The 26,692-nt window shown below is 72.9% G+C and carries 23 protein-coding genes and 2 pseudogenes; 12 read left to right on the top strand and 13 right to left on the bottom strand.

What is annotated here, in order from left to right:
- Positions 1 to 5: 5 nt before the first annotated feature.
- The 3 genes and pseudogenes from cydB to ABZ883_RS09765 form a co-directional block, all read left to right on the top strand.
- Entirely contained in the window at positions 6 to 1,007 is a 1,002-nt protein-coding gene (cydB, locus tag ABZ883_RS09775) for a cytochrome d ubiquinol oxidase subunit II (RefSeq protein ID WP_360904369.1), read from the top strand.
- Positions 1,008 to 1,029: 22 nt separating this feature from the next.
- Positions 1,030 to 4,503: a thiol reductant ABC exporter subunit CydD gene (cydD, locus tag ABZ883_RS09770; protein WP_360904366.1), complete on the top strand. Its 3,474-nt coding sequence runs from the start codon at positions 1,030 to 1,032 to the stop codon at positions 4,501 to 4,503.
- Positions 4,504 to 4,569: 66 nt separating this feature from the next.
- Positions 4,570 to 5,655: pseudogene (locus tag ABZ883_RS09765) on the top strand (histidine kinase); the annotation flags it as partial.
- Between the two features lie 18 nt (positions 5,656 to 5,673).
- Here ABZ883_RS09765 and ABZ883_RS09760 read toward each other — a convergent pair.
- Positions 5,674 to 6,531, bottom strand: a complete 858-nt coding sequence (locus ABZ883_RS09760) for a Cof-type HAD-IIB family hydrolase (RefSeq protein ID WP_360904363.1) — start codon at positions 6,529 to 6,531, stop codon at positions 5,674 to 5,676.
- 110 nt (positions 6,532 to 6,641) lie between these two features.
- Here ABZ883_RS09760 and ABZ883_RS09755 point away from each other — a divergent pair.
- Positions 6,642 to 6,959 (top strand): annotated as a pseudogene (locus ABZ883_RS09755) (DUF6083 domain-containing protein); the annotation flags it as partial.
- 126 nt (positions 6,960 to 7,085) lie between these two features.
- Here ABZ883_RS09755 and ABZ883_RS09750 read toward each other — a convergent pair.
- The gene (locus tag ABZ883_RS09750; RefSeq protein WP_360904360.1) at positions 7,086 to 7,976 is read right to left on the bottom strand and encodes an LLM class flavin-dependent oxidoreductase; all 891 of its coding nucleotides are present in this window, start codon (positions 7,974 to 7,976) and stop codon (positions 7,086 to 7,088) included.
- Positions 7,977 to 7,999: 23 nt separating this feature from the next.
- Positions 8,000 to 8,494 (bottom strand): hypothetical protein, encoded by a 495-nt coding sequence (locus ABZ883_RS09745; protein ID WP_360904356.1) that lies wholly within the window; start codon positions 8,492 to 8,494, stop codon positions 8,000 to 8,002.
- 345 nt (positions 8,495 to 8,839) lie between these two features.
- Between ABZ883_RS09745 and ABZ883_RS09740 the strand changes: the two genes are divergently transcribed.
- A complete protein-coding gene (locus ABZ883_RS09740) occupies positions 8,840 to 9,496 on the top strand; it encodes a DUF6344 domain-containing protein (protein ID WP_360904353.1) in 657 nt (218 codons plus the stop codon).
- 104 nt (positions 9,497 to 9,600) lie between these two features.
- Here ABZ883_RS09740 and ABZ883_RS09735 read toward each other — a convergent pair whose 3' ends face one another.
- Positions 9,601 to 10,338, bottom strand: a complete 738-nt coding sequence (locus ABZ883_RS09735) for a DUF6159 family protein (protein ID WP_360904350.1) — start codon at positions 10,336 to 10,338, stop codon at positions 9,601 to 9,603.
- A gap of 266 nt (positions 10,339 to 10,604) precedes the next feature.
- On the opposite strand from ABZ883_RS09735, the gene ABZ883_RS09730 reads away from it, so the two are divergent.
- The 6 genes from ABZ883_RS09730 (at position 10,605) to ABZ883_RS09705 (ending at position 15,813) form a co-directional block, all read left to right on the top strand.
- Complete coding sequence (locus ABZ883_RS09730; RefSeq protein ID WP_360904347.1) at positions 10,605 to 11,519, top strand: ABC transporter ATP-binding protein; 915 nt, start codon at positions 10,605 to 10,607, stop codon at positions 11,517 to 11,519.
- Positions 11,506 to 12,423: an ABC transporter permease gene (locus tag ABZ883_RS09725; protein ID WP_360904344.1), complete on the top strand. Its 918-nt coding sequence runs from the start codon at positions 11,506 to 11,508 to the stop codon at positions 12,421 to 12,423. Before ABZ883_RS09730 ends, ABZ883_RS09725 begins: the two co-directional genes overlap by 14 nt.
- Positions 12,420 to 13,337: an ABC transporter ATP-binding protein gene (locus tag ABZ883_RS09720; RefSeq protein ID WP_360904341.1), complete on the top strand. Its 918-nt coding sequence runs from the start codon at positions 12,420 to 12,422 to the stop codon at positions 13,335 to 13,337. The genes ABZ883_RS09725 and ABZ883_RS09720 overlap by 4 nt, the downstream gene beginning before the upstream one ends.
- Positions 13,338 to 13,361: 24 nt before the next feature.
- Positions 13,362 to 14,081, top strand: coding sequence for an ABC transporter permease subunit (locus ABZ883_RS09715; protein WP_360905114.1), 720 nt, complete (start codon positions 13,362 to 13,364; stop codon positions 14,079 to 14,081).
- 357 nt (positions 14,082 to 14,438) lie between these two features.
- On the top strand, positions 14,439 to 15,047 hold the full coding sequence (locus ABZ883_RS09710) for a YceI family protein (RefSeq protein WP_360904338.1): 609 nt from the start codon (positions 14,439 to 14,441) through the stop codon (positions 15,045 to 15,047).
- Between the two features lie 43 nt (positions 15,048 to 15,090).
- Entirely contained in the window at positions 15,091 to 15,813 is a 723-nt protein-coding gene (locus ABZ883_RS09705) for a rhomboid-like protein (RefSeq protein WP_360904335.1), read from the top strand.
- On the opposite strand, the gene ABZ883_RS09700 is transcribed toward ABZ883_RS09705, so the two are convergent.
- The 8 genes from ABZ883_RS09700 to ABZ883_RS09665 all read right to left on the bottom strand — a co-directional run bounded on the left by ABZ883_RS09700 (position 15,749) and on the right by ABZ883_RS09665 (position 24,425).
- Positions 15,749 to 16,561: a Cof-type HAD-IIB family hydrolase gene (locus tag ABZ883_RS09700; RefSeq protein WP_360904332.1), complete on the bottom strand. Its 813-nt coding sequence runs from the start codon at positions 16,559 to 16,561 to the stop codon at positions 15,749 to 15,751. The genes ABZ883_RS09705 and ABZ883_RS09700 overlap by 65 nt on opposite strands.
- Positions 16,558 to 17,835: a serine--tRNA ligase gene (gene serS / locus ABZ883_RS09695; protein WP_360904329.1), complete on the bottom strand. Its 1,278-nt coding sequence runs from the start codon at positions 17,833 to 17,835 to the stop codon at positions 16,558 to 16,560. Before serS ends, ABZ883_RS09700 begins: the two co-directional genes overlap by 4 nt.
- Positions 17,836 to 18,421: 586 nt before the next feature.
- On the bottom strand, positions 18,422 to 19,660 hold the full coding sequence (gene efeB / locus ABZ883_RS09690) for an iron uptake transporter deferrochelatase/peroxidase subunit (protein ID WP_360904326.1): 1,239 nt from the start codon (positions 19,658 to 19,660) through the stop codon (positions 18,422 to 18,424).
- On the bottom strand, positions 19,657 to 21,564 hold the full coding sequence (locus ABZ883_RS09685) for a copper resistance protein CopC (protein WP_360904322.1): 1,908 nt from the start codon (positions 21,562 to 21,564) through the stop codon (positions 19,657 to 19,659). The genes efeB and ABZ883_RS09685 overlap by 4 nt, the downstream gene beginning before the upstream one ends.
- A 10-nt stretch (positions 21,565 to 21,574) precedes the next feature.
- Positions 21,575 to 22,024, bottom strand: a complete 450-nt coding sequence (locus tag ABZ883_RS09680; RefSeq protein ID WP_360904319.1) for a copper chaperone PCu(A)C — start codon at positions 22,022 to 22,024, stop codon at positions 21,575 to 21,577.
- The gene (locus ABZ883_RS09675; protein ID WP_360904316.1) at positions 22,021 to 22,680 is read right to left on the bottom strand and encodes an SCO family protein; all 660 of its coding nucleotides are present in this window, start codon (positions 22,678 to 22,680) and stop codon (positions 22,021 to 22,023) included. The genes ABZ883_RS09680 and ABZ883_RS09675 overlap by 4 nt, the downstream gene beginning before the upstream one ends.
- A gap of 83 nt (positions 22,681 to 22,763) precedes the next feature.
- Positions 22,764 to 23,555 carry a YcnI family protein gene (locus tag ABZ883_RS09670; RefSeq protein ID WP_360904311.1) on the bottom strand — a complete coding sequence of 264 codons (792 nt, stop codon included), beginning with the start codon at positions 23,553 to 23,555 and terminating at the stop codon, positions 22,764 to 22,766.
- 96 nt (positions 23,556 to 23,651) lie between these two features.
- Positions 23,652 to 24,425 carry a hypothetical protein gene (locus ABZ883_RS09665; protein ID WP_360904308.1) on the bottom strand — a complete coding sequence of 258 codons (774 nt, stop codon included), beginning with the start codon at positions 24,423 to 24,425 and terminating at the stop codon, positions 23,652 to 23,654.
- A 212-nt stretch (positions 24,426 to 24,637) separates the two neighbouring features.
- On the opposite strand from ABZ883_RS09665, the gene ABZ883_RS09660 reads away from it, so the two are divergent.
- Positions 24,638 to 25,084, top strand: coding sequence for an ATP-binding protein (locus ABZ883_RS09660; protein WP_319663428.1), 447 nt, complete (start codon positions 24,638 to 24,640; stop codon positions 25,082 to 25,084).
- Positions 25,085 to 25,198: 114 nt separating this feature from the next.
- On the opposite strand, the gene ABZ883_RS09655 is transcribed toward ABZ883_RS09660, so the two are convergent.
- On the bottom strand, positions 25,199 to 26,686 hold the full coding sequence (locus ABZ883_RS09655) for an aminopeptidase P family protein (RefSeq protein WP_360904304.1): 1,488 nt from the start codon (positions 26,684 to 26,686) through the stop codon (positions 25,199 to 25,201).
- Positions 26,687 to 26,692: the final 6 nt, after the last annotated feature.

The raw sequence follows: 26,692 nt of genomic DNA, 5'->3' as shown, positions 1-26,692 counted from the left end.
ACGGCATGCACCTCCACGACGTCTGGTTCGTCATCATCGCCGTCCTGTGGACCGGCTACTTCTTCCTCGAGGGCTTCGACTTCGGCATCGGCGTGCTCACCCGGCTGCTCGCCCGCGACCGCCCCGAGCGGCGCGTGCTGATCAACACCATCGGCCCGGTCTGGGACGGCAACGAGGTCTGGCTGATCACCGCCGCCGGCGCCACCTTCGCCGCCTTCCCCGAGTGGTACGCCACCCTCTTCTCCGGCTTCTACCTGCCGCTGCTGGCGATCCTGCTCTGCCTGATCATCCGCGTCGTCGCCTTCGAGTACCGCGCCAAGCGGACCGGCGAACGCTGGCAGAGCAGCTGGGAGTGGGCCATCTTCTGGACCTCCCTCGTCCCCGCGTTCCTGTGGGGCGTGGCGTTCGCCAACATCGCGCACGGGGTGGCCATCGACCGGTCCGGTGAGTACACCGGGCAGGTCTGGGACCTGCTCGGCCCGTACCCGCTGCTCGGCGGTCTGGTCACGCTCAGCCTCTTCACCTTCCACGGCGCGGTCTTCGCGGCGCTCAAGACCCTCGGCGACATCCGCGCGCGGGCCCGCCGCTTCGCCACCGGGGCCGGCGCGCTCACCGTGGTGCTCGCCGCGGCGTTCCTGGCCTGGACACAGGGCCACGGAGGAGACACCGCCAGCCTGGCCACCGTGATCATCGCGGTGCTCGCGCTGCTCGGGGCTCTCGGCGCCAACCTGCGCGGCCGGGAGGGCTGGGCGTTCGCACTGTCCGGGGTCACGGTCGTCGCCGTCGTGGCGACGCTCTTCCTGACGCTCTTCCCGGACGTCATGCCCTCCACGCTGGACCCGGCGTGGAGCCTGACGGTCGAGAACGCATCCTCGACCCCCTACACCCTGAAGATCATGACCTGGTGCGCCGGGATCGCGGCGCCGCTGGTCATGATCTACCAGGGCTGGACGTACTGGGTGTTCCGCAAGCGGATCGGCACCCAGCACATCGCCGAAGCGCACTGAGCGACCCGAGGGGCTGTTTCACGTGAAACCCGTCGACCCGCGGCTGCTGCGGTACGCCCGTGCCACCCGCGTCTTCCTCGCCGTCTCCGTCCTGTTGGGCCTCGCCGGCGCGGGGCTGGTCATCGCCCAGGCGATGCTGCTCGCGAAGATCGTGGTCGGCGGGTTCCAGGACGGCCTCGGCACCGGCGAGTTGCGCACCCCGCTGCTGCTGCTCGCCGCGGTCGCCGTCGGCCGCGCCCTGGTCTCCTGGCTCACCGAACTGTGCGCCCACCGGGCAGCGGCGGACGTGAAGTCCACCCTGCGGGGCCGGCTGATCGACCACGCCACCCTGCTCGGCCCGGCCCAGCTCACCGACCGCAGGACCGGCGAACTCACCACCCTCGCCACCCGCGGAATCGACGCCCTGGACGGCTACTTCGCCCGCTACCTGCCACAACTCGGGCTCGCCGTCGTCGTTCCCGCCGCCGTGCTCGCCCGGATCGTCACCGAGGACTGGGTGTCGGCGTTCACCATCGCCCTCACCCTGCCCCTCGTCCCGCTCTTCATGGCCCTCATCGGCTGGGCCACCCAGGCCCACATGGACCGCCAATGGCGGCTGCTCGCCCGGCTGTCCGGCCACTTCCTCGACGTCGTCGCCGGGCTGCCCACACTCAAGGTCTTCGGCCGCGCCAAGGCGCAGGCCGAGTCCATCCGCGCCGTCACCGCCGACTACCGGCGCGCCACGATGCGGACCCTGCGCATCTCCTTCCTCTCCTCCTTCGCCCTCGAACTGCTCTCCACCCTCTCCGTGGCCCTCGTCGCGGTCGGCGTCGGGATGCGCCTCGTCCACGGCGAACTCGACCTCTACACCGGGCTGGTCATCCTTATCCTCGCCCCCGAGGCCTATCTGCCGCTGCGGCAGGTCGGCACCCACTACCACGCGGCCGCCGAAGGACTGTCGGCCGCCGACGAGGTCTTCGCGCTCCTGGAGACCCCCGCCCCGCCCCGCGGCGACGCCGCCGCCCCCGACCCGCGCACCGCGGCCGTCGAGGCCGAGGGCCTGACCGTCGCCGGCCGCCTCGCCCCGGTGACGCTGCGGGTCTCCCCCGGCGAGACGGTCGCGATCACCGGGGCCAGCGGGGCCGGCAAGTCCACCCTCCTGAGCGTGCTCCTCGGCTTCACCCGGCCCACCGCCGGGCGCGTCCTGGTCGGCGGCACCGCCCTGGACGACCTCGAACTCGCCGACTGGCACCGGCACATCGCCTGGGTCCCGCAGCGCCCCCATCTCTTCGCCGGCACCCTCGCCGACAACGTCCGGCTCGCCCGGCCGGACGCCGACGACGCGACTGTGCGCGCCTCTCTCCGCGAGGCGGGCGCGCCGGAACTCGACCCCGCCCGCCGGGTCGGCGAGGCAGGCGCCGGACTCTCCGCGGGACAGCGCCAACGCGTCGCGCTCGCCCGGGCGTTCCTCGCCGACCGGCCCGTTCTGCTGCTGGACGAGCCCACGGCGGCACTGGACGGGGAGACGGAGGCAGCCGTGGTCGACGCGGTCCGGCGGCTCGCCGTCGGCCGCACCGTGGTGCTGGTCGTCCACCGGCCCGCGCTGCTGGCGATCGCGGACCGCGAGATCCGGCTCGGCGACGGGCCGGTGCGCGCGGACGTCCGCCCTCCGGTGCCGGCCGCCGCGCTCCCCACCCGTACGCCGGTGACCGCCGAACCCGCCAACCCTGCCGAACTTGCTGAACCCGTCCACACCGTCGCGACCCGGCCGGGGGAGGCCGGCGCGGCACGGCGGGTGCGGGCCGCGGCGTCCCCGCTGCGGCCGCGCTTCGCGCTCGCCGTGATGCTGGCCGCGCTCGCCCTGCTGAGCGCGGTGGGCCTGATGGCGACCTCCGCGTGGCTGATCGCCCGGGCCTCCCAACAGCCGCCGGTGCTCTACCTGATGGTCGCGGTGACGGCGACCCGCGCGTTCGGCATCGGACGGGCCGCGTTCCGCTACGCGGAGCGCCTGGTCTCGCACGACGCCACGTTCCGCGCGCTCGCCGACCTGCGGGTCGCGGTCTACCGCCGGCTGGAACGCCTCGCGCCGGCCGGGCTGCGGGACGTCCGCCGCGGTGACCTGCTCTCCCGCCTCGTCGCGGACGTGGACTCCCTCCAGGACTACTTCCTGCGCTGGCTGCTGCCCGCCTCCGCGGCCGCGGTCACCGGCGCGGTGGCGGCCGGGTTCACCGCCTGGCTGCTGCCGGAGGCCGGCGCCGCCCTCGCCGTGGGGCTGCTCGCGGCGGGAGCCGCCGTACCGGCGCTGTCCGCCGCCCTGTCGCGGCGGGCGGAGCGCGCCCTGGCCCCGGCACGCGGCGAACTGGCCGCCCAGGTCGTCGACGTGCTCACCGGCACCGCCGAGTCCACCGTTGCCGGGGCCCTGCCCGCACGACGCGCGAAGGCCGCGGACGCGGACCGCGCGCTGACCCGGATCGCGGCCCGCTCGGCCACCGGGGCGGCGCTCGGCACGGGCCTGGGCACCCTGCTGACCGGGCTGACCGTCGTCGCCTGCGCGGTCGCCGGGGTGCAGGCGGCCGCCGCCGGCCGGCTCGGCGGCCTCGCGCTCGCGGTGGTCGTGCTCACCCCGCTCGCCGCGTTCGAGGCGGTCACGAACCTGCCCGTCGCGGCCCAGCACCGCCGCCGCAGCCTGCGCGCCGCACAGCGCGTCCACGACGTCCTCGACACCCCCGAGCCGGTACGCGAGCCGGAGCACCCGGCCCGGCCGCCCCGGGCACCGCACCCCGTCGTGCTGCGTGCCCTGACCGCACGGCACCCCGGGCAGGCGGCACCCGCCCTCGACGGCGTGGACCTGGAGCTGACCCCCGGCCGCCGCGTCGCGGTCGTGGGCCCCTCCGGAGCGGGCAAGACGACCCTGGCCCACGTCCTGCTCCGCTTCCTGGACCCCGAGTCCGGCTCCTACACCCTCGCCGGGACCGACGCGACGACCCTGGACGGCGACGCCGTCCGCCGCATGGTGGGGCTGTGCGCGCAGGACGCGCACGCCTTCGACAGCACGGTCCGGGAGAACCTGCGGATGGCCCGCCCCGGGGCCGCGGACGCGGAACTGACCGGCGCCCTGGCCGCCGCCCGGCTGGACCTCGGCCTCGACACCCCCGTGGGCGAGCACGGCACCCGCCTGTCCGGCGGCCAGCGCCAGCGCCTCGCCCTGGCCCGCGCCCTGCTCGCCGGTTTCCCCGTCCTCGTCCTCGACGAGCCCGCCGAACACCTCGACCTGGCCACCGCCGACGCCCTCACCGCCGACCTGCTGGCCGCGACCACCGGGCGGACGACCGTCCTGATCACGCACCGCCTCACCGGACTGGCCGACGTCGACGAGATCGTCGTCCTCGACCGCGGACGGGTCGTGCAGCGCGGCACGTACGACGAGCTGGCCGTCACCGAGGGCCCCTTCCGCCGCACCCTGGAGCGCGAACGCGCAGCTGACGGGCGGACCGCGGCGCTTCCCGCACCGGCGTGAGGGCCGCTCGCGGCCTACGCTCGCCGTATGGCAGAACGACTCGCCAAGCTGCTCGACGCGGTCGGCGCCGTCACCACGGCACTGCTCGGCAACCCGGGGGCCGGGGCACTCGACGTCGTCGCCGAGCAGGCCCGTGCGCTGGTGGAGGCCGACGCGGGCCTCGTTCTGCTGCCGACCGCCGAGGGCGGCCTGGAGGTCGTCGCGGCCTCGGCCGACCACCCGGCCGGCCTGGTCGGCACTGTCCTGGAGGCCGACAGCCCGGCCGCGGCGCCCCTGCTGGCGGGGGAGCCGGTCCACATCGAGGACGCGGCGACCGACGACCGCATGGGCGCCACCATCACCCCCCGCTTCGGGCCCAGCATGATGCTGCCGCTGCTGAGCAGCGGGCACGTGATGGGGGCGCTGGCCCTGCCGCGGGTCCGCGGCGCCCCGGCCTTCACCGAGGACGACCACGTCTTCGCCGCCCAGTTCGCCGCGCAGGCCGCGCTCGCGCTGCTGCTCGCCGAGGCCCAGCGGGACCGCAACCGGCTGGCGGTGTACGAGGAGCGCGACCGCATCGCCCGCGACCTGCACGACCTGGTCATCCAGCGGCTCTTCGCCACCGGGCTGATGCTCCAGGGGGCCATCCGCAAGTCGGTGCCGCCCGAGGCCGAGGCGAGCATTGCGCACGCCGTCGACGAGCTGGACGCCACCATCCAGGAGGTGCGCACCGCGATCTTCGCCCTCCAGCAGGAGCCCGGTGACGACGCCCCGGCGGGCCTGCGCGCCCAGGTGCTGCGGGAGACCTCCGTGGTCGCCCGGGGCCTGGGGTTCCAGCCCTCCGTGCGCTTCGTGGGACCGGTCGACTCACGGGTCGGTGCGCTCAGCGCCCGCAACCTCATCGCCGCCCTCCGGGAGGCGTTGTCCAACGTGCTGCGGCACGCCGGCGCCACCCGGGTCGAGGTGATCGTGGACGCCACCGCCGTACTCGGTGAGGGCTTGGAGGGCGTCCGGCTCATCGTCTCCGACGACGGGGTCGGCATCCCGGAGACCGGGCGGCGCAGCGGCCTGCGCAACCTGGCGCGGCGCGCGGAGTCGCTGGGCGGCGAGTCCACCTTCGGGCCGGGCCCGGACGGCAAGGGCACCGTCCTGGCGTGGGAGGCGCCCCTGTGACGGTGCCCGGCCCGGCGGTCAGCGGTCGGCGAGGATCCGCTCGATGACCCGCGCGACGCCGTCGTCCTCGTTGGCCGCGGTGCGGTGCGTGGTGGCGGCCAGCACGTCCGGGTGGGCGTTGGCGACGGCGTAGGAGGTGCCCGCCCACGACAGCATCCCCAGGTCGTTGGGCATGTCGCCGAACGCGACCACCTCGTCGGCGCCGATCCCGAGCTGGGCGCAGCAGCGGGCCAGCGTGGTCGCCTTGCTGACCCCGGTGCCGCTGATCTCCAGCAGCGCGGAGGCGCTGGAGCGGGTGATCTCCGCGTACTGCCCGGCCGCGGCCAGCGCCGTGCGCAGGAAGACGTCCGGGTCCATCGAGGGGTGCTTGGCCAGCAGCTTCAGCACCGGCTGGCCGCCTCCGGCCGCCCCGAGCAGCTCCTCGACGGGTGCCACGAGCGCGTCGGGCACCGGCGAGTACGGCGGGTAGTCCGGCTCGTACGCGAAGCCGCCGGTCAGCTCCACCGCGAAGGTCGTCCCGGGCACGGTGGTGCGCAGGGCCGCGACGACGGAGAGCGCGTCGCGCGCGTCGAGCGGATAGCACGCGAGCAGCCGCCCCCGGTGCAGGTCGTAGACGGCGGCGCCGTTGGCGCAGATGGCCATGCCGTGGCCGGCGGTGTGCTCGGCGACGACGTCCATCCAGCGGGCCGGGCGGCCGGTGACGAAGAAGACCTCGACACCCGCCGCCTCCGCGTCCGCGAGGGCGGCGATCGTCCGCGCGGAGACGGTCTTGTCGTCGCGCAGCAGCGTGCCGTCCAGATCGGTGGCGATCAGCCGCGGTGCGGGGACCGCGCGGAGGGCGTCCGGGGACGGGGGATGCTGGGTGGCTGAGGTCACCGCCCCATGGTCGCTCATCCGGCCCGCGATGGCTGCAGCCGGGGGGCGGGTGCGATCACCGCCACATTCCGTGCCGCGGCATTGTCAGTGGCGGCTGCCACCATCGCGGCATGGCACTCATGACGCGTTGTGAGGAACAGCCCGACCGGGAGCCGGTGCTCCTGGCCGACGCCGTGGCGACCGTCCTGGACGGGATCGGCTTCGCCTCCCGCGGGGACATACCCGCCCCGGTCCCCGCCCCCGCCCCCGATCCGGCGGCCGGCACCGCCACGACCTGCGCCCGGTGCGGCCGCCCCGCCCTGTGGCACCGTACGACCGGCGGCCGCTGGATCATGATCGAGCCCGGCGAGCGGCCCACCGCCTCCGTCCCGGCGGGCCGCCGCCGGCGCGTCGCGGGCGACGGCACCGCGGTCGACCCGCGGTCCGCCGTGCCCTCCGACACCTGCCGGATCAGCCACCTCGACGTCTGCCCGGCCGGTCCCCCGCCGGTCCCCCGCCGGTCGCGTCGCCGGTGCTGCCGGCTCAATGGCGGCGGCGGGGGACCGGGCTCAGCCTCAGCTGAGCTGCGCGGGGGCCTCGGTGGCGATGCGCTCGAAGATCTTCTCGTCGGCCGCGTAGACCGAGTCCGGCACCGGCCAGTGCAGGACGATCTCGGTGATGCCGATCTCCGCGTACCGCCCGGCGAAGTCCACGAAGGCGTCCAGGGACTCCAGCGGGCGCTCCGCCGTGGACCCGGTGAGCAGCACCCGCTCCAGCTCGCCCGGATCGCGGTCGATCTCCGCGCACGCGATCTCCAGCTTGTCGAACTGCCGGGAGACCACGGCCGGGCAGTCCTCGACCGGCACGTCGGCCGGGCCCTTGGGGTCGCCGTAGGTCACCCACGCCTGTCCGTAGCGCGCCGTCAGCTGCATCCCGCGCGGCCCGGTGGCCGCCACGGCGAAGGGGATCCGCGGCCGCTGCACGCAGCCGGGGATGTTCCGCACCTCGCGCGCCGAGTAGAACTCCCCCTCGTAGTCCACGACCGGCTCGGTCAGCAGCCGGTCCAGCACCGGCACGAACTCCCCGAAGCGGTCCGCCCGCTCCCGGGGTGTCCACGCCTCCTGCCCCAGCGCCGTGGCGTCGAAGCCGGTCCCGCCGGCGCCGATGCCCAGCGTGAGGCGGCCGTCGCTGACGTCGTCCACGGTGATAAGTTCCTTCGCCAGCGTCACCGGGTGCCGGAAGTTGGGCGAGGTCACCAGCGTTCCCAGCCGCATTCGTTCGGTCGCCGCGGCCGCGGCCGTCAGCGTCGGCACCGCCCCGTACCAGGGCAGGTCCCGGAAGCTCCGCCACGACAGGTGGTCGTAGGTCCAGCCGGTGTGGAAGCCGAGTTGCTCGGCCCGCCGCCACACCTCCCGCCCCTCCGCGGCCCAACGGTAGATCGGCAGAATCACAGTGCTCAGACGCATAGGACGACCATACGGCCCGGGCGTCAGACGTCTCCCCGCAACCAGCTTTCGAACGGCGGCAGAGGGGCGAGCGCGGGCGCGACGGCCGCGATGGCGGTCGCGACGTCAGTGGCGAGCCGGACGCAGTCGTCCATCAGCTCGTCGGCTGCGCGCACCTCGACATCCGGTCGCGGCACCCAGGACGTCCGTGACACGCAACCGATGCGCACCCGCTCGCCGTCGGGCCGGAACGTCAAGGTGCGCTCCACGCCCTGCGGACAGAGGTCCAACTCCGTCTCCCGGCCCGCGCGCAGGCCGTCGATCAGCCCGGGCAGCTCCTCGACGAAGGCCGACATGTCGTAGCCCACATCGAAGTGCCAGTCGTCCCAGCCGAATCCGCCGATGTGGAAGGCGGCGTCCGTCCGGGCCAGGACCCCGCATCCGTACACGGTCAGGTCCTCGAGGGGTTCCGGCGGCGTCGCGCGAACGGGTGCGACCGCAGGCGCCGAAGGGCCCGTGAAGGAGAACCGGAAGGACACGGAGGCCAACGTATCCGGCGCGGGAACTGTCTCCCGGGCTTCGTCAGGGCGGGTGGTTCTCCGCGCCGGCGGCACGTCGAGCGGGTCGTGCGGGACGCCGTGGCCACGTCCCGCCCCAAGCGGGGCACGGGGACTACCGGGAAATAACACCGGCCTGCGGGGTCCGCAACTCGGGAGATTGTCAGGTGAGCGGGCCTCCGAACGGGGGCGATGGGACCCCGCTTGGGCCACCCGGGTGGTGTTGATCGGAATATCGCCACTCTCGAGGTGCGCTTCCGGGCATTTCGTGCTCACTTCCGCATCATCGGACTAGTCGCTCCCCGACTCACGAGGAAGTGAGAGGTCATGGCTGCCAACAATTTCGCCAAGGCGTTCTGGAACGTCTTCGTCACACTCCTGCTCAAGGTGATCGCCGGTCTCGGCTTCGCCGTCCCGGCCGGCCGTACCACGGCCGCCGGCGCCCCGCGACCGGAGGCCGCCCCGCTCTCCCTGGTGGAGGCGCTGCTCGCCGCGACCGGCAGGGAGGTGAACGCACCACCCACGGGCGCGGCAGCGGAACGCCGCGAACCCGTGCGCCCGCCCCGCGCGCGGTCCGCACGCCACCTCGTTCCCGCCGCCCGGCCACGGCCCGACCGCACGACACGGCAGGGCACGGCACATCGCGCCGCCCTCGCCCACCGCGCCGCGATGGCATCGGCACCAACAGGGTCGTCACCGGGGTCCACGTCGTCGCACGAGTCGTCCGCCGCGCACGTCCTCGCTCCGCGTATCGCCGACTGCCTGCGCGAACTGTCGCTGCCGCCCACGATGAAGCAGCGCATCCGCGCCGAGGCCCACGGCGCCTCCCCGGTGCCGCGCAGTGGTTCCCGCAGGGTCCGTGAGGGCGCTTCCAGCCAGGTGGTCGTCGCCGATTCCGCTGCCGACGAGTCCTCGTCCAGGACGGCGGCCGAGGCGCACGCCCGTGCCGCCGACCGCCGCAGCGACTTGGCGCTCTGCGCGTGAGTGTCGCGTACGCGCTGCCACGGACCGCGGGACCGGACGTCACGCCCGGAACCGGCAGCCCCGGCAGCCCAGGAAGTACCGACGGGTACGGCAGGACGCGCCGGTCAGGCCGGCCGACGTGCCACCGCCCGCTGGTAGAGCGCCATGCCGTGGATGCCGTGGATGTCGTAGGTGCCGGAAACGGTCGTGGAGAGCAGGCCCGTCGCGAGGAACAGCGCGACGACACAGCCCGCCGCGGCGACCATGACCGTCACGCTGTCCGTCTCGACCGCCAGGATGAGGACCACGATCGCGATGATCACCACCAGGACGGTTGTCAGGGCCAGGCGTATCCCGCCGGCCACCCGGTTGACCGGCTCCGCGCGGCCCGGTGCCACTGAGCGGCGCAGGCCGCTGACGAGGCCGGTGCCCTCGACGACGCTCACGGGCAGCACGAAGAAGGTCCACAACGACCAGGACGTGCCCGCCGGTTCGAAGACCCGGGACACCCCCGCGGTCGGTTTCCCCGGGCTGCTGTCCGGCAGGCACCACGCCGGCAGTGCCGGCAGTCGCCGCAGCGCCGCACGCGGCGGGACGCGCACGGCCGGGCGCAGGCCCTGCCCCAGCGCGTGCACGGACTGCAGCAGTGCCGTGTTGACGTACGTGGTGGTGCAGGTCAGCAGGAAGAACCACACCAGGAGTGCCATGAACTGCCCCGTGGTGCGGGACCGGTCGAGCCGCGCGCGCTCCCGGATGCCCCGCAGCGGCTGAAGCCACGCGATGAGCAGGAGGATCCCGAGGACCCCCGCGTTCAGCGCCGGAACACGCCGGAAACGCAGCAGCGCCGGTCTGCGGCGCAGCACACCCAGGACCGTCCCGACGACGCCCCGTTGCCCGCTCCTCCCAGGACGCCCCGGACCCCGCGAGTCCGCCGGACCTCCCGGCTCTCCCCGCCCGCGACGTTCCCGACGCTCCGCACGCCCGTTCACGCCCCTCTCGCACGAGATGCCCGCCGACCGCAACGTATCCGGTGATCACCCGTCCCCTACGGGAACATCCGCCCCAAGGACTAGGGACGACTACCCCCGAGGCTGACGACGGGTGTGGTTCGCACCACTAGGTTCGTGGTGTGACTGTGATCGCTGCTGAAAGCCTGACGAAGCGGTACCCGAGGGTGACCGCTCTGGACCGGCTCACCGTGGACATCGAACCCGGGGTGACCGGGTTGGTGGGTGCGAACGGGGCCGGCAAGTCGACCCTGATCAAGATCCTGCTCGGGTTGTCGCCGGCCACCGAGGGCCGCGCCGCCGTGCTGGGCATGGACGTGGCGACCCAGGGTGCGGACATCCGTGCCGCCGTGGGGTACATGCCGGAGCACGACTGCCTGCCGCCGGACGTCTCCGCGACGGAGTTCGTCGTGCACATGGCCCGTATGTCCGGGCTGCCGCCGACGGCCGCGCGTGAGCGGACCGCCGACACGCTGCGCCATGTCGGGCTGTACGAGGAGCGCTACCGCCCCATGGGCGGCTATTCGACGGGCATGAAGCAGCGCGTGAAGCTGGCCCAGGCCCTGGTGCACGACCCGCGACTGGTGCTGCTCGACGAGCCGACGAACGGGCTGGACCCCGTCGGCCGCGACGACATGCTCGGGCTGATCCGGCGTGTCCACACCGAGTTCGGCATCTCCGTCCTCGTCACCTCGCACCTGCTCGGCGAGCTGGAGCGCACCAGCGACCACATCGTCGTGATCGACGGCGGACAGCTGCTGCGCGCCTCCTCCACCAGTGACTTCACGCAGGCCACCGCCTCCCTCGCGGTCGAGGTGACCGACCACGAGGAGGAGTTGCTGAGCAAGCTCACCGCCGCGGGGCTGAACGCCCACGCCGAAGGCCATCTGCTGCACGTCGACATAGACGGCGACGAGACCTACGACACCGTGCGCGACGCCGTGGCGGAACTGGGCTCCGGCCTGGTCCGGATGGAGCAGCGCCGCCACCGCATCGCCGAGATCTTCCGGGGAGGGGACGACCGTGACGCAGCTTGAGGGACGCGGGCCGGCTGCCGGCGGCGCCCAGGACGTCATTCACGACATCGGGTACCGGCACTACGACGGGCCGCGGCTGGGCCGCGCGTACGCCAGGCGCTCGCTGTACACGCAGAGTCTGCGCGGTGCCTACGGACTGGGCCGGTCGGTGAAGTCCAAGGTGCTGCCGATGATGCTGTTCGCGGTGATGTGCGCGCCCGCCGCGATCATCGTGGCCGTCGCGATCGGCACGAAAATGACCGAGCTGCCGATCGAGTACACGCGGTACGCGATCATCATGCAGGCGGTGATCGGCCTCTTCCTGGCGGCGCAGGCGCCCCAGGCGGTCTCGCTGGACCTGCGCTTCAAGGTGACGCCGCTGTACTTCTCCCGCCCGATCGAGGCGGTCGACTACGTCGCGGCGAAGTTCGCTGCGCTCACCACGGCGATCTTCATCCTCACCGCGACCCCCGTGCTGATCCTCTACATCGGCGCGCTGCTGGGGAAGTTCGACTTCTCCGACCAGACCTCGGGCTTCGCCAAGGCCCTGCTGGCCGAGCTGCTGCTGTCGATGCTCTACGCGGGCGTCGGCTTGGTGATCGCGGCGCTCACCCCGCGCCGGGGCTTCGGTGTCGCGGCGATCATCGCCGCGTTCACGCTGCCGTACGGCGCGGTCTCCAGTGTCCAGGCGGTCGCCTCCGTGCAGGGCGACAAGGACGTGATCGGCTGGCTGGGGCTGTTCTCGCCGATCACGCTGATCGACGGGGCGCAGACCTGGGTGCTGGGTGCCTCGTCCTCCTTCGTCGACGCCGCGGGTCCGCCGAACGCGATGGCCGGCGTGGCCTACGTGGTTGTCCTGCTCGCCGCGATCGCCGGCTCCTTCGGCCTGCTGATGCGCCGCTACCGAAAGGCCGTCCTGTCGTGACCACCTTGTCCATCGACCATGTGTCCCGCTGGTTCGGCAATGTCGTCGCCGTCAACGACGTGACGATGACGATCGGCCCCGGCGTCACCGGTCTGCTCGGCCCCAACGGCGCGGGCAAGTCCACCCTGATCAACATGATGGGCGGCTTCCTGGCCCCCTCGGTCGGCAGCGTGACCCTCGACGGTGCGGTGATCTGGCGCAACGAGCAGGTCTACCGGCACATCGGCGTCGTGCCCGAGCGGGAGGCGATGTACGACTTCCTGACCGCGCGGGAGTTCGTCGTCGCCAACGCGGAACTGCACGGCCTGCCTGACCCGGGCGCCGCGGCCGCGCGGGCGCTGGCCACCGTCGAGATGGAGTTCGCGCAGGACCGCAAGATCGCCACGTACAGCAAGGGCATGCGGCAGCGCGCGAAGATGGCCTCCGCGCTGGTGCACGACCCGTCGGTGCTGCTGCTGGACGAGCCGTTCAACGGCATGGACCCGCGCCAGCGGCTGCAGTTGATGGAGCTGCTGCGGCGGATGGGCGACGAGGGCCGCACGGTGCTGTTCTCCTCGCACATCCTGGAGGAGGTCGAGCAGCTGGCCAGCCACATCGAGGTGGTCGTCGCCGGCCGGCACGCCGCCTCCGGCGACTTCCGCAAGATCCGCCGGCTGATGACGGACCGGCCGCACCGCTATCTGGTGCGGTCCAGCGACGACCGGGCGCTGGCCGCCGCGCTGATCGCGGACGGTTCCACGGCCGCCATCGAGCTGGACTGGAAGGAGCGGGCGCTGCGGATCCAGGCGATCGACTTCGCCGGCTTCACCGAACTTCTCCCGCGGGTCGCCCGCGAGCGCGGCATCCGGCTCTTCACGGTCTCGCCCTCCGACGAGTCCCTGGAGAGCGTGTTCTCCTATCTGGTCACGGCATAGGACGAGGAGCTTCCTGTGTTCCCACTGTTCAATCCCACCGTGGCCCGGCTGACCTACCGGGGTCTGCTCGGCCGGCGCCGGGCCCTGGTCCTGTTCGCCCTGCCCGCGCTGCTGATCCTCATCTCGGCGGCGGTGCGCGGGCTGACCGGTGCCGACGACTCCACCGCCACGTCGGTCCTGGGCGGTTTCGCCCTGGCGACGATGGTCCCGCTGGTCGGCGTCTTCGCCGGCACGGGCGCCGTCGGGCCGGAGATCGACGACGGGTCGATCGTCTACCTGCTGGCCAAGCCCGTCCCGCGGCCGACGATCATCATCACCAAGCTGCTGGTCGCGATCGGTGTCTCGGTGGTCTTCTCCGCCGTGCCGACGCTGATCGCCGGGTTCATCCTCAACGGCAACAGCCAGGGCATCGCGGTGGCCTTCACCGTGGCCGCGGCCGTCGCCTCGGTGACCTACGCGGCGCTCTTCCTGCTGCTGGGGGTCGTGACCCGGCAGGCCGTGGTCTTCGGCCTGGTGTACGCGCTGATCTGGGAGTCGCTCATCGGCTCGCTGGTGCCGGGCGCGCGCACGCTGAGCGTGCAGCAGTGGGCGCTGGCGCTGGCGCAGCGGATCGCGGGCGAGGGGCAGATCACGTCGGACGTGGGGCTGCCGCTGGCGGTGGTGCTGCTGATCGGCGTCACCGTGCTCGCCACCGGCTACGCCGCGCAGCGGATGCGCGCCCTGACGCTGGCCGGCGAGGAGTAGCCCCGCCGTACCGCGGACTGCGCCGCCCGGGTGGTTCTCACCGCCCGGGCGGCCTTGTTTCCTCGCGCCGCCGCGCATCGGATTGTCTGATGTGCTGAGTGACGTCCGAGACTCCGCTGCTCTGTGCCGTCGGTGTGTTCCTGGTCGCACTGGGGCTGCTCGTCGCCCTCTTCCGCCCGGAGCTCGCCCGGCGCATCGACCTGCGCCTCGCCGCCCGTGGCCGGCGTCGGAGGCGGTTCCTGGTGTTCCCCCGAAAGTGGGCTCCGTCACACTCCTCCTTGAGAATTCAAGGGAATGGCGCTACGGTGCAAGAGGTTGAAACATAAACCAACCACCCCCGACGAGGAGTAAGCCATCATGGGCCTGTTCAGCCGCAAGACCGACGCCGAGACCACGGGCACCGCGAACGCCGTGGCCACCGCCGACCTGGCGAACCTGACCGGCGAGTACACGATCGACCCGACCCACAGCGAGATCGGGTTCTCCGTCCGCCACGCCATGGTCACCACCGTGCGCGGCCAGTTCACGGAGTACGAGGGCTCGCTGAAGCTCGACGGCACCAAGCCGGCCAACTCCTCCGCCGAGCTGAAGATCAAGGTCGTCAGCATCGACACCAACCAGGCCCAGCGCGACGAGCACCTGCGCACCGGCGACTTCTTCGACGCCGCCGCCCACCCGGAGATCACCTTCCGCAGCAGCTCCGCCGAGCAGGTCGACGCCGAGACCTACCGCATGCACGGTGACCTCACCATCAAGGACACCACCAAGCCGGTCTCCATCGACTTCACCTTCAACGGCTCGGCCACCGACCCGTACGGCAACCTGCGCGTCGGCTTCGAGGGCGCGACCACCGTCAACCGCGCCGACTGGGGCCTGACCTACAACGCGGCCCTCGAGGGCGGCGGCGTCCTGATCAGCGACAAGGTCAAGCTCACCTTCGACGTCTCGGCGATCAAGGCGGCCTGAACCGGCTGAGTGCCTCGGCCGTCCCTGCCCCAAGATGGTGGGGATGGCATCGAACGAGCCGGCGCACGACGCCGGCGGCAGGCGACGCCGTGTCGCTCCGGGCGACACGGCGCGTCTGCTGTTCGCGCAGGCCCGCGCCTGGGTGCGCGCCACCCCCGGCACCCACACCTGGCTGCTCGTCCTGGCGGTGACCAGCGGTGTCCTGGAGGCGGTCCCGCCGCACATCCGCGGTTTCCTGCTGCACCACAACAGCACCAACCTGGAAGAGCTGGGCAGCCACCCGGTCCGCGTACTGATCGTCAGCGCGCTGTGGATCGAGTCCCCGCCGGCCTTCCTGGTGTACTTCCTCTTCTACGAGATCGTGCACGCCCCCGCCGAGCGCCGGCTCGGCACCCGCCGCTGGCTCGCCGTCGTCGCCCTCGCGCACGTCGGCGCGACCCTCATCAGCCAGCAGGCCGTCTTCCTGGGCATCCACGCCGACCGGCTGTCGCCGTCGCTGGCGCACACCGTCGACATCGGGGTGAGCTACGGGCTCGCCGGGGTGGCGGGCGTGCTCACGTACCTGCTGCGTCCCCCGTGGCGCTGGGCGTACCTCGCGGCCGTCGCCGGCTGCCTCGCCTACCCGCTGTTGCAGCCCGGACGGACGTACACCGACCTCGGGCACGTCACCGCGCTGCTGATCGGACTCGCCTGCCGCGGGCTCACGCGGCCGGGAAGAGCCGCTCCAGAACCACGGCGATGCCGTCCTCGGCGTTGGAGACCGTGACCTCGTCGGCGACGGACTTCAGCGACGCGTGGGCGTTGCCCATGGCGACGCCGTACCCGGCCCATTCGAGCATCGGCAGGTCGTTGGGCATGTCGCCGAAGGCGATGGTGTCCGGGGCGGTCAGCCCCAGCCGCCGGGCGGCCAGCGACAGGCCCCTGGCCTTGGACAGCCCCAGCGGCAGCAGCTCGACGATGCCTGCTCCCGACATCACGACCCCGACCAGGCCGCCGGCGGCCGTCACGGCCGCCTCGGCGAGTTCGTCGTCGCTCAGCTGCGGGTGCTGGATGTACAGCTTGCTGATCGGCGCCGTCCACAGCTCGTCCAGCGCGTCGGCCTGGCCCACCGGCAGCTCCGACTCGAAGAGCTCGTAGCCGGGGCCGAGGACGATGTCGCCGTCCATGCCGTCGAGGGCGGCGGCGACGGCCAGCCGGCCGGTCGCCGCCTCGATCTTCTCCAGCGCCTGCCGCGCCGTCTGCCGGTCCAGGGTGACCGAGGTCAGCAGCCGCCGCTCGCCGGCGTGGTAGACCTGCGCGCCCTGCATGCACACCGCGAGGCCCTCGTAGCCCAGCGACTCCAGCACGTGCCGGGTGCGGGCGACCGGGCGCCCGGTGACGACGACGTGCGCGGCCCCCGCCGCGACGGCCGCGGCGAGCGCCCGGCGCGAACGCTCGGAGACGGTGTGGTCGGGGCCGAGCAGCGTGCCGTCGAGATCGGTCGCGACCAGGCGGTAGGGGAGCGGAGGAGTCACTTGGCCACCGGCTCCAGCACCTCACGGCCACCCAGGTACGGGCGGAGCACCTCGGGGACCCGGATCGAGCCGTCGGCCTGCTGGTGGTTCTCAAGGATGGCGACGATCGTGCGCGGGATGGCGCACAGGGTGCCGTTGAGGGTGGCCAGGGCGCGCGTGCCGTTCTCGTCGCGCATCCGGACGGACAGCCGGCGGGCCTGGAACTCGGTGGTGTTCGAGGTCGAGGTCAGCTCGCGGTACTTGCCCTGGGTCGGGATCCACGCCTCGCAGTCGAACTTCCGCGCCGCGGAGGAGCCGAGGTCACCGGAGGCCAGCTCGATCACCCGGAACGGCAGCTCCAGCGAGGTCAGCCACTGCTTCTCCCACTCCAGCAGGCGCTCGTGCTCGGCCTCGGCGTCCTCGGGGCGGGTGAAGACGAACATCTCCACCTTGTCGAACTGGTGCACCCGGATGATGCCGCGGGTGTCCTTGCCGTACGAGCCGGCCTCGCGCCGGTAGCAGGGGGAGAAGCCGGCGTAGCGCAGCGGCAGCTTGGCCGCGTCGATGATCTCGTCCATGTGGTACGCGGCGAGCGGGACCTCGGAGGTGCCGACCAGGTACAGGCCGTCCTTCTCCAGGTAGTACACGTCGTCCTCGACCTGGCCGAGGTAGCCGGTGCCGGCCATGGCCTCGGGCTTGACCAGCGTCGGGGTCAGCATCGGGGTGAAGCCGGCCGCGGTCGCCTGGGCGACGGCCGCGTTGACCAGGGCCAGCTCCAGCAGGGCGCCGACGCCGGTCAGGTAGTAGAAGCGCGAGCCGGACACCTTGGCGCCGCGGTCGACGTCGATGGCGCCGAGCAGTTCGCCGAGGTCGATGTGGTCCTTGGGCTCGAAGCCCTCGGCGGCGAAGTCGCGCGGGGTGCCGAGCACCTCCTTGACGACGAAGTCCTCCTCGCCGCCGATCGGGGCGTCGGGGTGGACGATGTTGCCCAGCTGGAGCAGCAGGCGCTGCGCCTCCTCGGCGGCCTCGTGCTGCTCGGCGTCGGCGGTCCTGACCGCGGCCTTCAGCTGCTCGGCCCGCTTGAGGAGCTCCGCCCGCTCGTCCCCCTGCGCCTTGGGGACGAGCTTGCCGAGCGTCTTCTGCTCGGCGCGCAGCTCGTCGAAGCGGGTACTGGACGACCTGCGCCGCTCGTCGGCGGAGAGCAGGGCGTCGACGATGCCGACGTCCTCTCCACGGGCGCGCTGGGAGGCGCGCACACGGTCGGGGTCCTCACGAAGCAGGCGAAGGTCAATCACGGGGACAGGCTACCGGTGCGACGGGCCCGAACGCGACAAGTTAAGTGCTTTATGTAGCGTTATGTCCGATTTGAAAGGCGGGGCCCCGGAAATGCGCGGCAGCCGAAAATGACGTTAAAGTGTCCGTCAACCGAATTCCGCACGTCCCTCCCCCGAGGGCATGTGCCCTGTGGACAACGGCAGTTGGAGCAGGTCCGGCGGGACGGGTTATCCACAGGGGGCCGGGTATTCCACCGGCTTGTCCACAGCGGGTGTGGATGAACTGTGGACGGTGGAGTCGATCATTCCGTCGGCCGGTCGCGGGCCCATGGATTCCCCGGCCAAACCCCACTCACACTCCCTTTCGAGTGAGAATTCTTCCCTCTATCGAGTTGTTCGAAGGTATTGGGCTGACGAATACCGACCTGGGGGTCTGTGTGCCGGGATGGCGCCCCTGTGCCGATTTGTCGATCTGGTCCCTACTCGCCATCACAGACGTGTCGACTTATCCCCAGGTTGCTCCCAGGGCCTGTGGATAACGCGGTGGACAACCGAAGGGCCCACCGGTTGTTCACCGGAGGGCCCCTGGGAGGTGCGGCCGCGCGCCCTACGCCTCCAGCAGCCGCTGCCCCACGTATTCGCCGGGCCCCGCACCGCCCGGCACCGCGAACAGCCCGCTCGCCTCGTGCCGCAGGAAGCGGGAGAGCCCGTCGCCCCGGTCGAGCTTGCGCTGCACGGGGACGAAGCCCGTCAGCGGATCGGACTGCCAGGCCACGAAGAGCAGCCCGGCGTCAGGGGCGCCGTCCTCGCGGAAACCGTCGTGGTACGAGAAGCCGCGCCGCAGCATCGCCGCGCCGCCGTTGGACTCCGGGGCGGCCACCCGGACGTGGGCGTCGGCGGCGATGGCGAAGGTCCGGCCGTCCGCCTCGATCCTGTTCAGATCCGGCTTTGCGGCCTCGCCGCCCCCGGACAGCGGGGCACCGTCGGACTTGCGGCGCCCGATGACCCGTTCCTGCCGCTCCACGGAGAGGTGGTCCCAGGAGTCGAGCAGCATCCGGATCCGCCGCACCACCGCGTACGAGCCGCCGGCCATCCACTCCGGCGCGCCGGAGGAGGGCACGAAGACCCGCTGCCCGAAGTCGGGGTCGGACGGCTTCGGGTTGTTGGTGCCGTCGATCTGGCCCATCAGATTGCGCGTCGTGCGGGGGACGGCGGTGGCGCCGGGCGCGCGGTTGAAGCCGGTCATCTGCCAGCGCAGTGCCGCCGTTCCCGCGGCCTGCTTCTGCAGCACGCGCAGGGCGTGGAAGGCGACCAGCGGGTCGTCCGCCCCGATCTGGATCCACAGGTCGCCCTCGCCGCGCCGTGGGTCGAGCGCGTCGGCGGAGAACGGCGGCAGCGGGGCCAGCGCCTCGGGTGCCTGCGCCCGCAGCCCCGTCCGGCCGAAGAAGGAGCGGCCGAAGCCGAAGGTGACGGTCAGCGCGGCCGGTCCGGCGTCCAGGGCGATCTGGTCGTCGCCGGCGGGCACCCGGCCCGCCGTCATCGCCTCGGCCGCCGCCGACCAGCGGCGCAGCAGCGCGGCGGCGCCCGTGCGCCCGGCGTCCGCGGTCAGGTCGAAGGCGGTGAGGTGGCCGTGCGCCTGCGCCGCGGTCACGATGCCGGCCTGGTGGACGCCGTGGAAGGGCACGCGTGCGGCGCCCACCGAGGCGAGCGCGGCCGGTTCGCCGCGGGCCGCGTTCGCCGCGACAGCGGAGCCGCCGCCCACGACCAGCCCCGCGGCGCCGGCCGCACCGGCGGTGCCGAGCAGGCGGCGCCGCGAGATCGGCCGGCGGACCGGGTCGTTCGTCACTTGATCTTCACTGTCTCGGTGCGGGTGACCTGGTCGATGTCCGAGGTCCGTACGGTGACCGCGAGCGTCCACTGCCCGGCGATCGGGATCTGGACGTTCTCCGCGCTCCAGTGGCCGGTGTCGACCTTGCCCAGGGTGACCGGGATCGGGCCGATCTTCTGGGCCGGGAGCGTGAAGGAGACCTTCACCTCGGGGACGTCGCGGGCCTGGCCGTCGGGGGCGGTGATCAGCAGGTGCAGCTCGTTCTCGGCGGTGCTGCCGGGGTCGAGCGTCACCTCCGCCTCGCCCTTGCCGTCCGGGCCGCCCGTGTCGAACGGGATCCGCACGTCCAGCGGTTCGGGGACCGAGGTCACCGGGGCGGTCGCCCCCGCCGCCGCGCTGCTCTCCTCGGCGGCCCGGCCCGGCTGCGTCCCGGTCAGCAGGGTGGTGACGCCCAGGATCACGACCGCGACGGCGGCCTCGGCCAGTACGGACTTGCGCAGGCCCGTGCGCTCCGGGTCGGCGTCGCGTGCCTTGCGCTCCCGCTCCTTGGCGAGCGCCGCCTCCTGCCGGGCCAGCTGCGCGGTACGGACGGCCGGCTCGCCGCCCCGCCCCGCGGCCACCGGCTGGGCGACGGCGGTCGCGGCCTTGGAGGCCTTCGCGGTCCGTACGGGCTGCACGGCCTTCGCCTTCTCGGCGAGCCGCCCGGTCCAGCGCCGGGAGAGCCAGGCCAGTTCCAGCAGCAGCACGACCAGGCCGATCTTCACCAGCAGCAGCTGCCCGTACCCGGTGGAGACCAGGGCGTCCCAGGAGCCGAGCTGACGCCACGACTGGTAGACGCCGGTGGCGACCAGGGCCGCCACGGCCCAGAAGGCGATGCGCGAGAACCGCCGCACCGCCGACCGCTCCACCGGCAGCCCGCGCCACAGCGCGACGAGCAGCGTCGCCAGGCCGCCCAGCCAGACGGCCATGGCCAGCAGGTGCACGATGTCGACCGGCATGGCCACCGAGGACTGGATGCCGACCGAGGCGTGCTCGGCCATCGCCCATGTCGCGGCGAGGCCCACGGCCACGACCCCGCCGCCGATCGACAGACCCCAGGCGAGGTCCTGGCGCTCGACCGGGTCCTCCCGCTTGGCGTAGCTGCCGAAGAGCACGGCGATGAAGACCGCGGAGGCGGCGAGCAGCAGCAGCCGCGACAGCAGCGCGGCGCCCGGCCGGGTGTCCAGGACGTCGCTCACGGCGCCGAGGTCGAGGACGTCGCCGAGCGAGCCGCCGCCCGCGTACGGGGCGCGCAGCAGCAGCAGCGCTATCGTCGCGCCGACCATGCCCGCCCAGCCGCCGGCGACCAGCCGGCGCAGCGGCCGGAGCTGCGCGCCGCCCGGCCAGCACACGCCGAGGAAGAACGCGGAGCCGACCATCAGGGCGAACCCGAGATAGGCCGCGTAGCGTCCGACGTCGTACAGCGCCCCGACCGCACCGCCGCCCGCCTCCTGGGTGGGCAGGCTGACCGTGGTCTTCGAGGGTGCGCCGATGGAGAAGACGAAGGCCCCCGCCACCGGGTGGCTGTCGGCGGAGACCGCCTTCCAGGCCACGGTGTACGTGCCGTTGCCCAGCCCCGGCCGCAGCGCGACGACCGCTGTGTCGCTGCCCTCGCCGCCGTTGCTCGCGGCGCCGGTGTCGGCGCGGCGGCCGTCCGGCCCGAGGACGCGGACGGCGTCGGAGGCCAGCAGCACGCCCTCGGAGAAGGTCAGCCGCACCTGCTGCGGCGCGGTCTTGACCACCGAGCCCTGCGTGGGGTCGGTCCGCACCAGCGCGGCGTGCGCGGAGGCGGGCGCGGCGCCGCCGAGCAGCAGGCCGAGCACGGTCAGCGGGACGGCCAGCAGTCGCAGCCCGGCCCGTGCCAGCTCCTTGATGTCCTTCATGGCGCCCTCCTCAGTCCCCCGGGCGATAGCCCGCCGGCTTGACCGGGACCCGTACGTCGATGGCCTCGGCGTCGTCGAAGTGCAGTTCGACGGACACCTCCTCACCGGCCACGGGCTTGTGCGTGAGCTTTTCCAGCATCAGGTGGTTCCCGCCGAGCCCGAGGGTCAGCCGTCCGCCCGCCGGGACGGTGAACGCGTCGACCCGGCGCATGGCGTTGCCCGTGGTGGAGTGCAGGGTCACTTCGCCGGCCAGGTCGCTGGTGACCGAGGTCAGCCGGGCGTCCTGGTCACCGCTGTTGGTCACGGTGAAGTAGCCGGCCGCCATGTCCCCGAGCGCGGGCTGCGGTATGTAGGCGCCGCTGACCCGGAGTTCGGGTCCGTCCGGTGCGGAGCCGCAGGCCGCGGCGCCGAGCGCGAGGGCCAGCAGGGCGGCGGCCGCGGGCGCCACCGGGCGCCTCACGGGGTCCGGCCCTGGATGATCTTCGGCAGGTCGGCGGCGAACTGCTGCGAGGTGGTGCCCGACATGTAGAGCGCGTGCGCCTTGTCGTCCTTCGGCGAGTACGCCATGACCTCGGCGCCGTGCGTGACGGTGATGCTGCCGTCCTTCTCCTTGACGGGCTTCTCCACCGCGATGCCGAGCGAGCGGGCGCCCGCCTGGATCGTGGCGAAGTCGCCGGTCAGGCCGACGAAGGACGGGTCCATGGCGCCCAGCCAGGCGCCCAGCCGCGACGGGGTGTCGCGCTCGGGGTCGGTGCTGACGAAGACCACGGTGAGCGCGGCCTGTTCGGCCTTGGGCAGCTTGGACTTGGCGATGGCGATGTCGCTCATCGTCGTCGGGCAGACGTCGGGGCAGTGGGTGTAGCCGAAGAAGAGCAGCGTCGGCCTGCCCGCGGTCTCCTTGACCAGGTCGTACTTCGTGCCGTGCGTGTCCGTGAGGATCATGTCCGGCTTGTCGAAGGGCGTGTCGAGGACGGTCGCGGCCTTCTGTGTCGCGTCGGTGGACACCAGGGGGGCGTCGGCGGCGTCCGCCGGGCCGTCCGAGCCGCCGCAGGCGGCCAGGGTGAGGGCGAGCGCGACGGCGGCCGCCGCGGCGACCGCCCGGGTGGTGGTACGCATCAGGTTTCCCCAGGAAGTTCGGTACGACGCCGGGTGACCGCCGCCGCCGCGCGGGGCGGCGGCGGTCACCCGGCGATACTGCGTCAGACGGCGGGGGTGCCGCCACCGGCGCCGCGGCGGCGGCCGGCGAGCACGCCGAAGCCGACGCCCAGCACGCCGACGACGATGCCGACGACGCCCAGCACGCGGGCGGTGGTGTCACTGGAGTCGGCGGACGCGGTCTTCACCGTGGTGGCGCTCTTGGCGTCACCATCGGCCTGGGTGTCGGCGGCGGGGGAGGCGGACGCGGCGGCGCCGTGGCCGTGGCCGCCCGACGCGCCCTCGGAGTCGTCCGACAGCGTCAGCACGGGCGCCGGGTGCTCCGGCTCCTCCTGGCCCTCCTGCTGCTCCTCGATCCAGCGGACGACGTCCTTGTTGTCGTACGTCTGGATCGCCTTGAAGACCAGTTGGTCGGCGTCGTCCGGCAGCGGGCCGAGCGAGACCGGGAACTGCTGGAACTCACCCGGGGCGATCTTCCCGCCGGTCCAGGTGATCTTGGTGACGGCCTCGGTGATGCTGCCGTCGTCGCTCGTGATCGGCTTGGCGAGCTTGCTCTTGACGACCTGTGCCGTCCAGCCGGGGACGGGCTGGAGGGAGACCGACGCGATCGGGTGGTCGGCCGGCAGGTTGACCTCGACCTTGATGGTCGACGCCTTGTCCTCCTCGTTGGGGACCTTGAAGGACACCGTGCTGTAGCCGCCCTTGACGGCGGAGTTCGGCTGGACGGAGACGTGCGCGAAGGCGGGCACGGCGGCGGCGAGGACGGCCGCTCCACTGAGTCCGGCGACGGCGACGGCGCGACGCACGGCGGTGCTCTTGGAGTTCAGGGCGTTCATGGGTGCAGACACTCCACGGGTGAAGGTGTGAGGGTGACGGATGGCACGCGTGCGGCACGCGACTCCGTCTCCCTACGTCCGTGGAGCGGGTCGCGTTCAGGCCGCGAGGGCGTACGCCGGAGGTCCGCGACGGGCGAGGCTGTGCCGGAGCAGGACGGTGTGCGGCGGCCCGGAGTCGGCGACGCGGCGGCGCGGGCCGGCCGCGGCGGAGGGCGCGTCGGGCGCCCCCGCGACCAGGGCGCGCACCAGCGCGACGGCGTGCCGCAGGGCGGCGCCGGTGAGTTCGGCCAGACCCCGTGCGCCGAGGGCGATCATCCGCCACAGCGCGGCCTCGCCACGGCGCAGCAGCCAGCCCGCGGCGAGCGCGGCGAGCAGGTGGCCGAGCAGCATCGGCAGGCTGTAGGCGAGCATCGTGCTCCCGGCGTGAGCGTGCGTCATGCCGCCCGCACCGCCCATGCCGCCCATGGCAGCCATGTCGCCCATGCTGCCCATGCCGCTCATATGACTCATGCCGCTCACACCGGAGAGCGGCTGGGCCCGCGGGCCGCAGATCAGCCGTGCGATCTCCAGGATTCCGCCGGTCCGGGGGGCGCCGCCCGGGGCGCACACCCCGCCCGCGTTGAACAGCACGTGCAGGGCGAGCTGTCCGCCGGCCAGGCCCGCCGAGATCCCCGGGAGCGAGCGCTCCCGTCCCGCGAGCGGCGCCGCCACGGCGAAGACCGCCATCCAGCCGGCCACCAGCGACCAGCCGGGCACCGCATGGCCCGAGGCGAGGGAGTGCGCGACCGCGGACAGCGTGACGCAGACCGCGGTGAACACCGCGGCCCGCAGCAGTCGCAGATCGGCGCCGACGCGCACAGGAGAGGCCATGACGGGCGTCATCATCTCACCGTACCCCCCGTTCGTATGCAGTGGGTCCCGCATCCCGGCGGGGTGTGCTATGAGGTCCGGCCGCCCGCGTACACCCGTGTGCCGGGACCGGGCATCGGCCGTATGGGCGTCATCACGTCAACACCACGCTTACCGACCGTGTTTCGGGGCAATACGTATCGGTATGTCGAGCCGCAGCCAGGAGGCTGAGCATGAGCATCTGGTGGTCCCTCCATTTGCGGCGCGAGGCTGCGAGCGTTCCGCTCGCCCGTCGGCTCCTGCTGGGGACGATGGAGACCGCCGGGGTGGACCCCGACATCTCGTACGACTTGTCCGTGGCCCTCAGCGAGGCCTGTGCCAACGCTGTTGAGCACGCGAGTCACGGCGAGTACCGGGTGACGGCCCGTATCGAGGGCGACCGCTGCCGCATCGAGGTGGCCGACTCCGGACCGGGCTTCGCCCCGGACCTGCGCCGCACGCACCACGCCGTACGACCGCTGTCGAAGAAGGACCAGCACGCCGAGCACGGCCGCGGGCTGTTCCTGATCGAGGCGCTGGTGGACCATGTCCACTTCCACAACCGGCCCGGTCACGGGGCGGTGGTCAGTTTCGACAAGATCCTCAAGTGGCGGGACGACGCGCTGCTCAGGGTGTCCTGAGCCGGTCGGTCCCGGTCCGGCGTCAACCGCCCGTCCGCGGGCGGTCCTTGCGCCGGTGCGGGCGGCCCCCCGTCCCGTGGGGACGGAACGGGGGCACCGTCCGCGCGCGGTGACTCAGCCGCGCAGGCCGGCCATCCAGCGCTCGACCTCGTCGGAGCTGCGCGGCAGGCCCGCGCTGAGGTTCCGGTTGCCGTCGGCGGTGACGAGGATGTCGTCCTCGATGCGCACGCCGATCCCCCGGTACTCCTCCGGGACCGTCAGGTCGTCGGCCTGGAAGTACAGACCGGGCTCGACGGTGAGGACCACGCCGGGCTCCAGCGTGCCGTCGACATAGGTCTCGGTACGGGCCGCGGCGCAGTCGTGCACGTCGAGGCCGAGCATGTGACCGGTGCCGTGCAGGGTCCAGCGGCGCTGGAGGCCGAGCTCCAGCACGCGGTCGACGGGACCCTCGACCAGGCCCCACTCGACGAGCCGTTCCGTCAGCACGCGCTGGGCGGCGTCGTGGAAGTCGCGGTAGGCGGCGCCGGGGCGGACGGCGGCGATGCCGGCCTCCTGGGCGTCGTACACGGCGTCGTAGACCTTGCGCTGGATATCGCTGTACGTGCCGTTCACCGGCAGCGTGCGGGTGACGTCGGCGGTGTAGAGGGAGTGGGTCTCCACACCGGCGTCGAGCAGCAGCAGGTCGCCGGAGTTCACCGGGCCGTCGTTGCGGACCCAGTGCAGCGTGCAGGCGTGCGGGCCGGCGGCGCAGATGGAGCCGTAGCCGATGTCGTTGCCCTCGACGCGGGCGCGCAGGAAGAACGTTCCCTCGATGTAGCGCTCGGACGTCGCCTCGGCCTTGTCCAGGACGCGGACGACGTCCTCGAAGCCGCGGGCGGTGGAGTCGCAGGCCTTCTGCAGCTCGCCGATCTCCCACTCGTCCTTGACCAGCCGCAGCTCGGACAGGAACTCCTTCAGCTCGGCGTCGCGCTCCGCGGTGACCTTGTCGGTCAGCGCGGCCTCGATGCCGGCGTCGTAGCCGCGGACGACCCGCACCGGGCCGGTCGCCTCGCGCAGCGCGTCGGCGGCCTTGCGCACGTCGGCGCACGGCACCCCGAGCAGCACCTGGGCCTCCGCCAGGCTGTGCCGGCGGCCGGTCCACAGCTCGCCCTGGCCGTCGAGCCAGAACTCGCCGTTCTCCCGCGAGGACCGGGGGAGCAGGTAGGCGGTCGCATCGTGACCGGCGTCACCGTTGGGCTCCATGACCAGGACGGCGTCCTGGGTCTGGTCGCCGGTCAGGTGCACGTACTCGGTGCCGGCACGGAAGGGGTAGTCCGTGTCGTTCGCGCGGGTCCGCAGGTTGCCGGCGGGGACGACCAGTCGCTCGCCCGGGAAGCGGGCGGACAGGGCGGCCCGCCGCTTGGCGGCGTACGCGGCCTGCTCCATGGGCTGCAGGTCACGCAGTTCCGTGTCGGCCCAGCCCGACTTCATCACCTGGGTGAGCTCGTCGGAGACGGCCGGGTACAGGCCGTTCTTCCGCTGCTTGATGGGCTCGTCGCCTTCCGGGTTCTCCGGAGCGCGGTCCTCGGCCACGTCATGCCTCCTCGCTGTAGACCCACCCATCGTAAG

It is taken from the genome of Streptomyces sp. NPDC046977 (genome assembly GCF_040644455.1).
Lineage (GTDB): Bacteria > Actinomycetota > Actinomycetes > Streptomycetales > Streptomycetaceae > Actinacidiphila.
The sequence above is the reverse complement of the archived record's forward strand: the minus strand, read 5'-3'. Positions and strand labels throughout refer to the sequence as shown.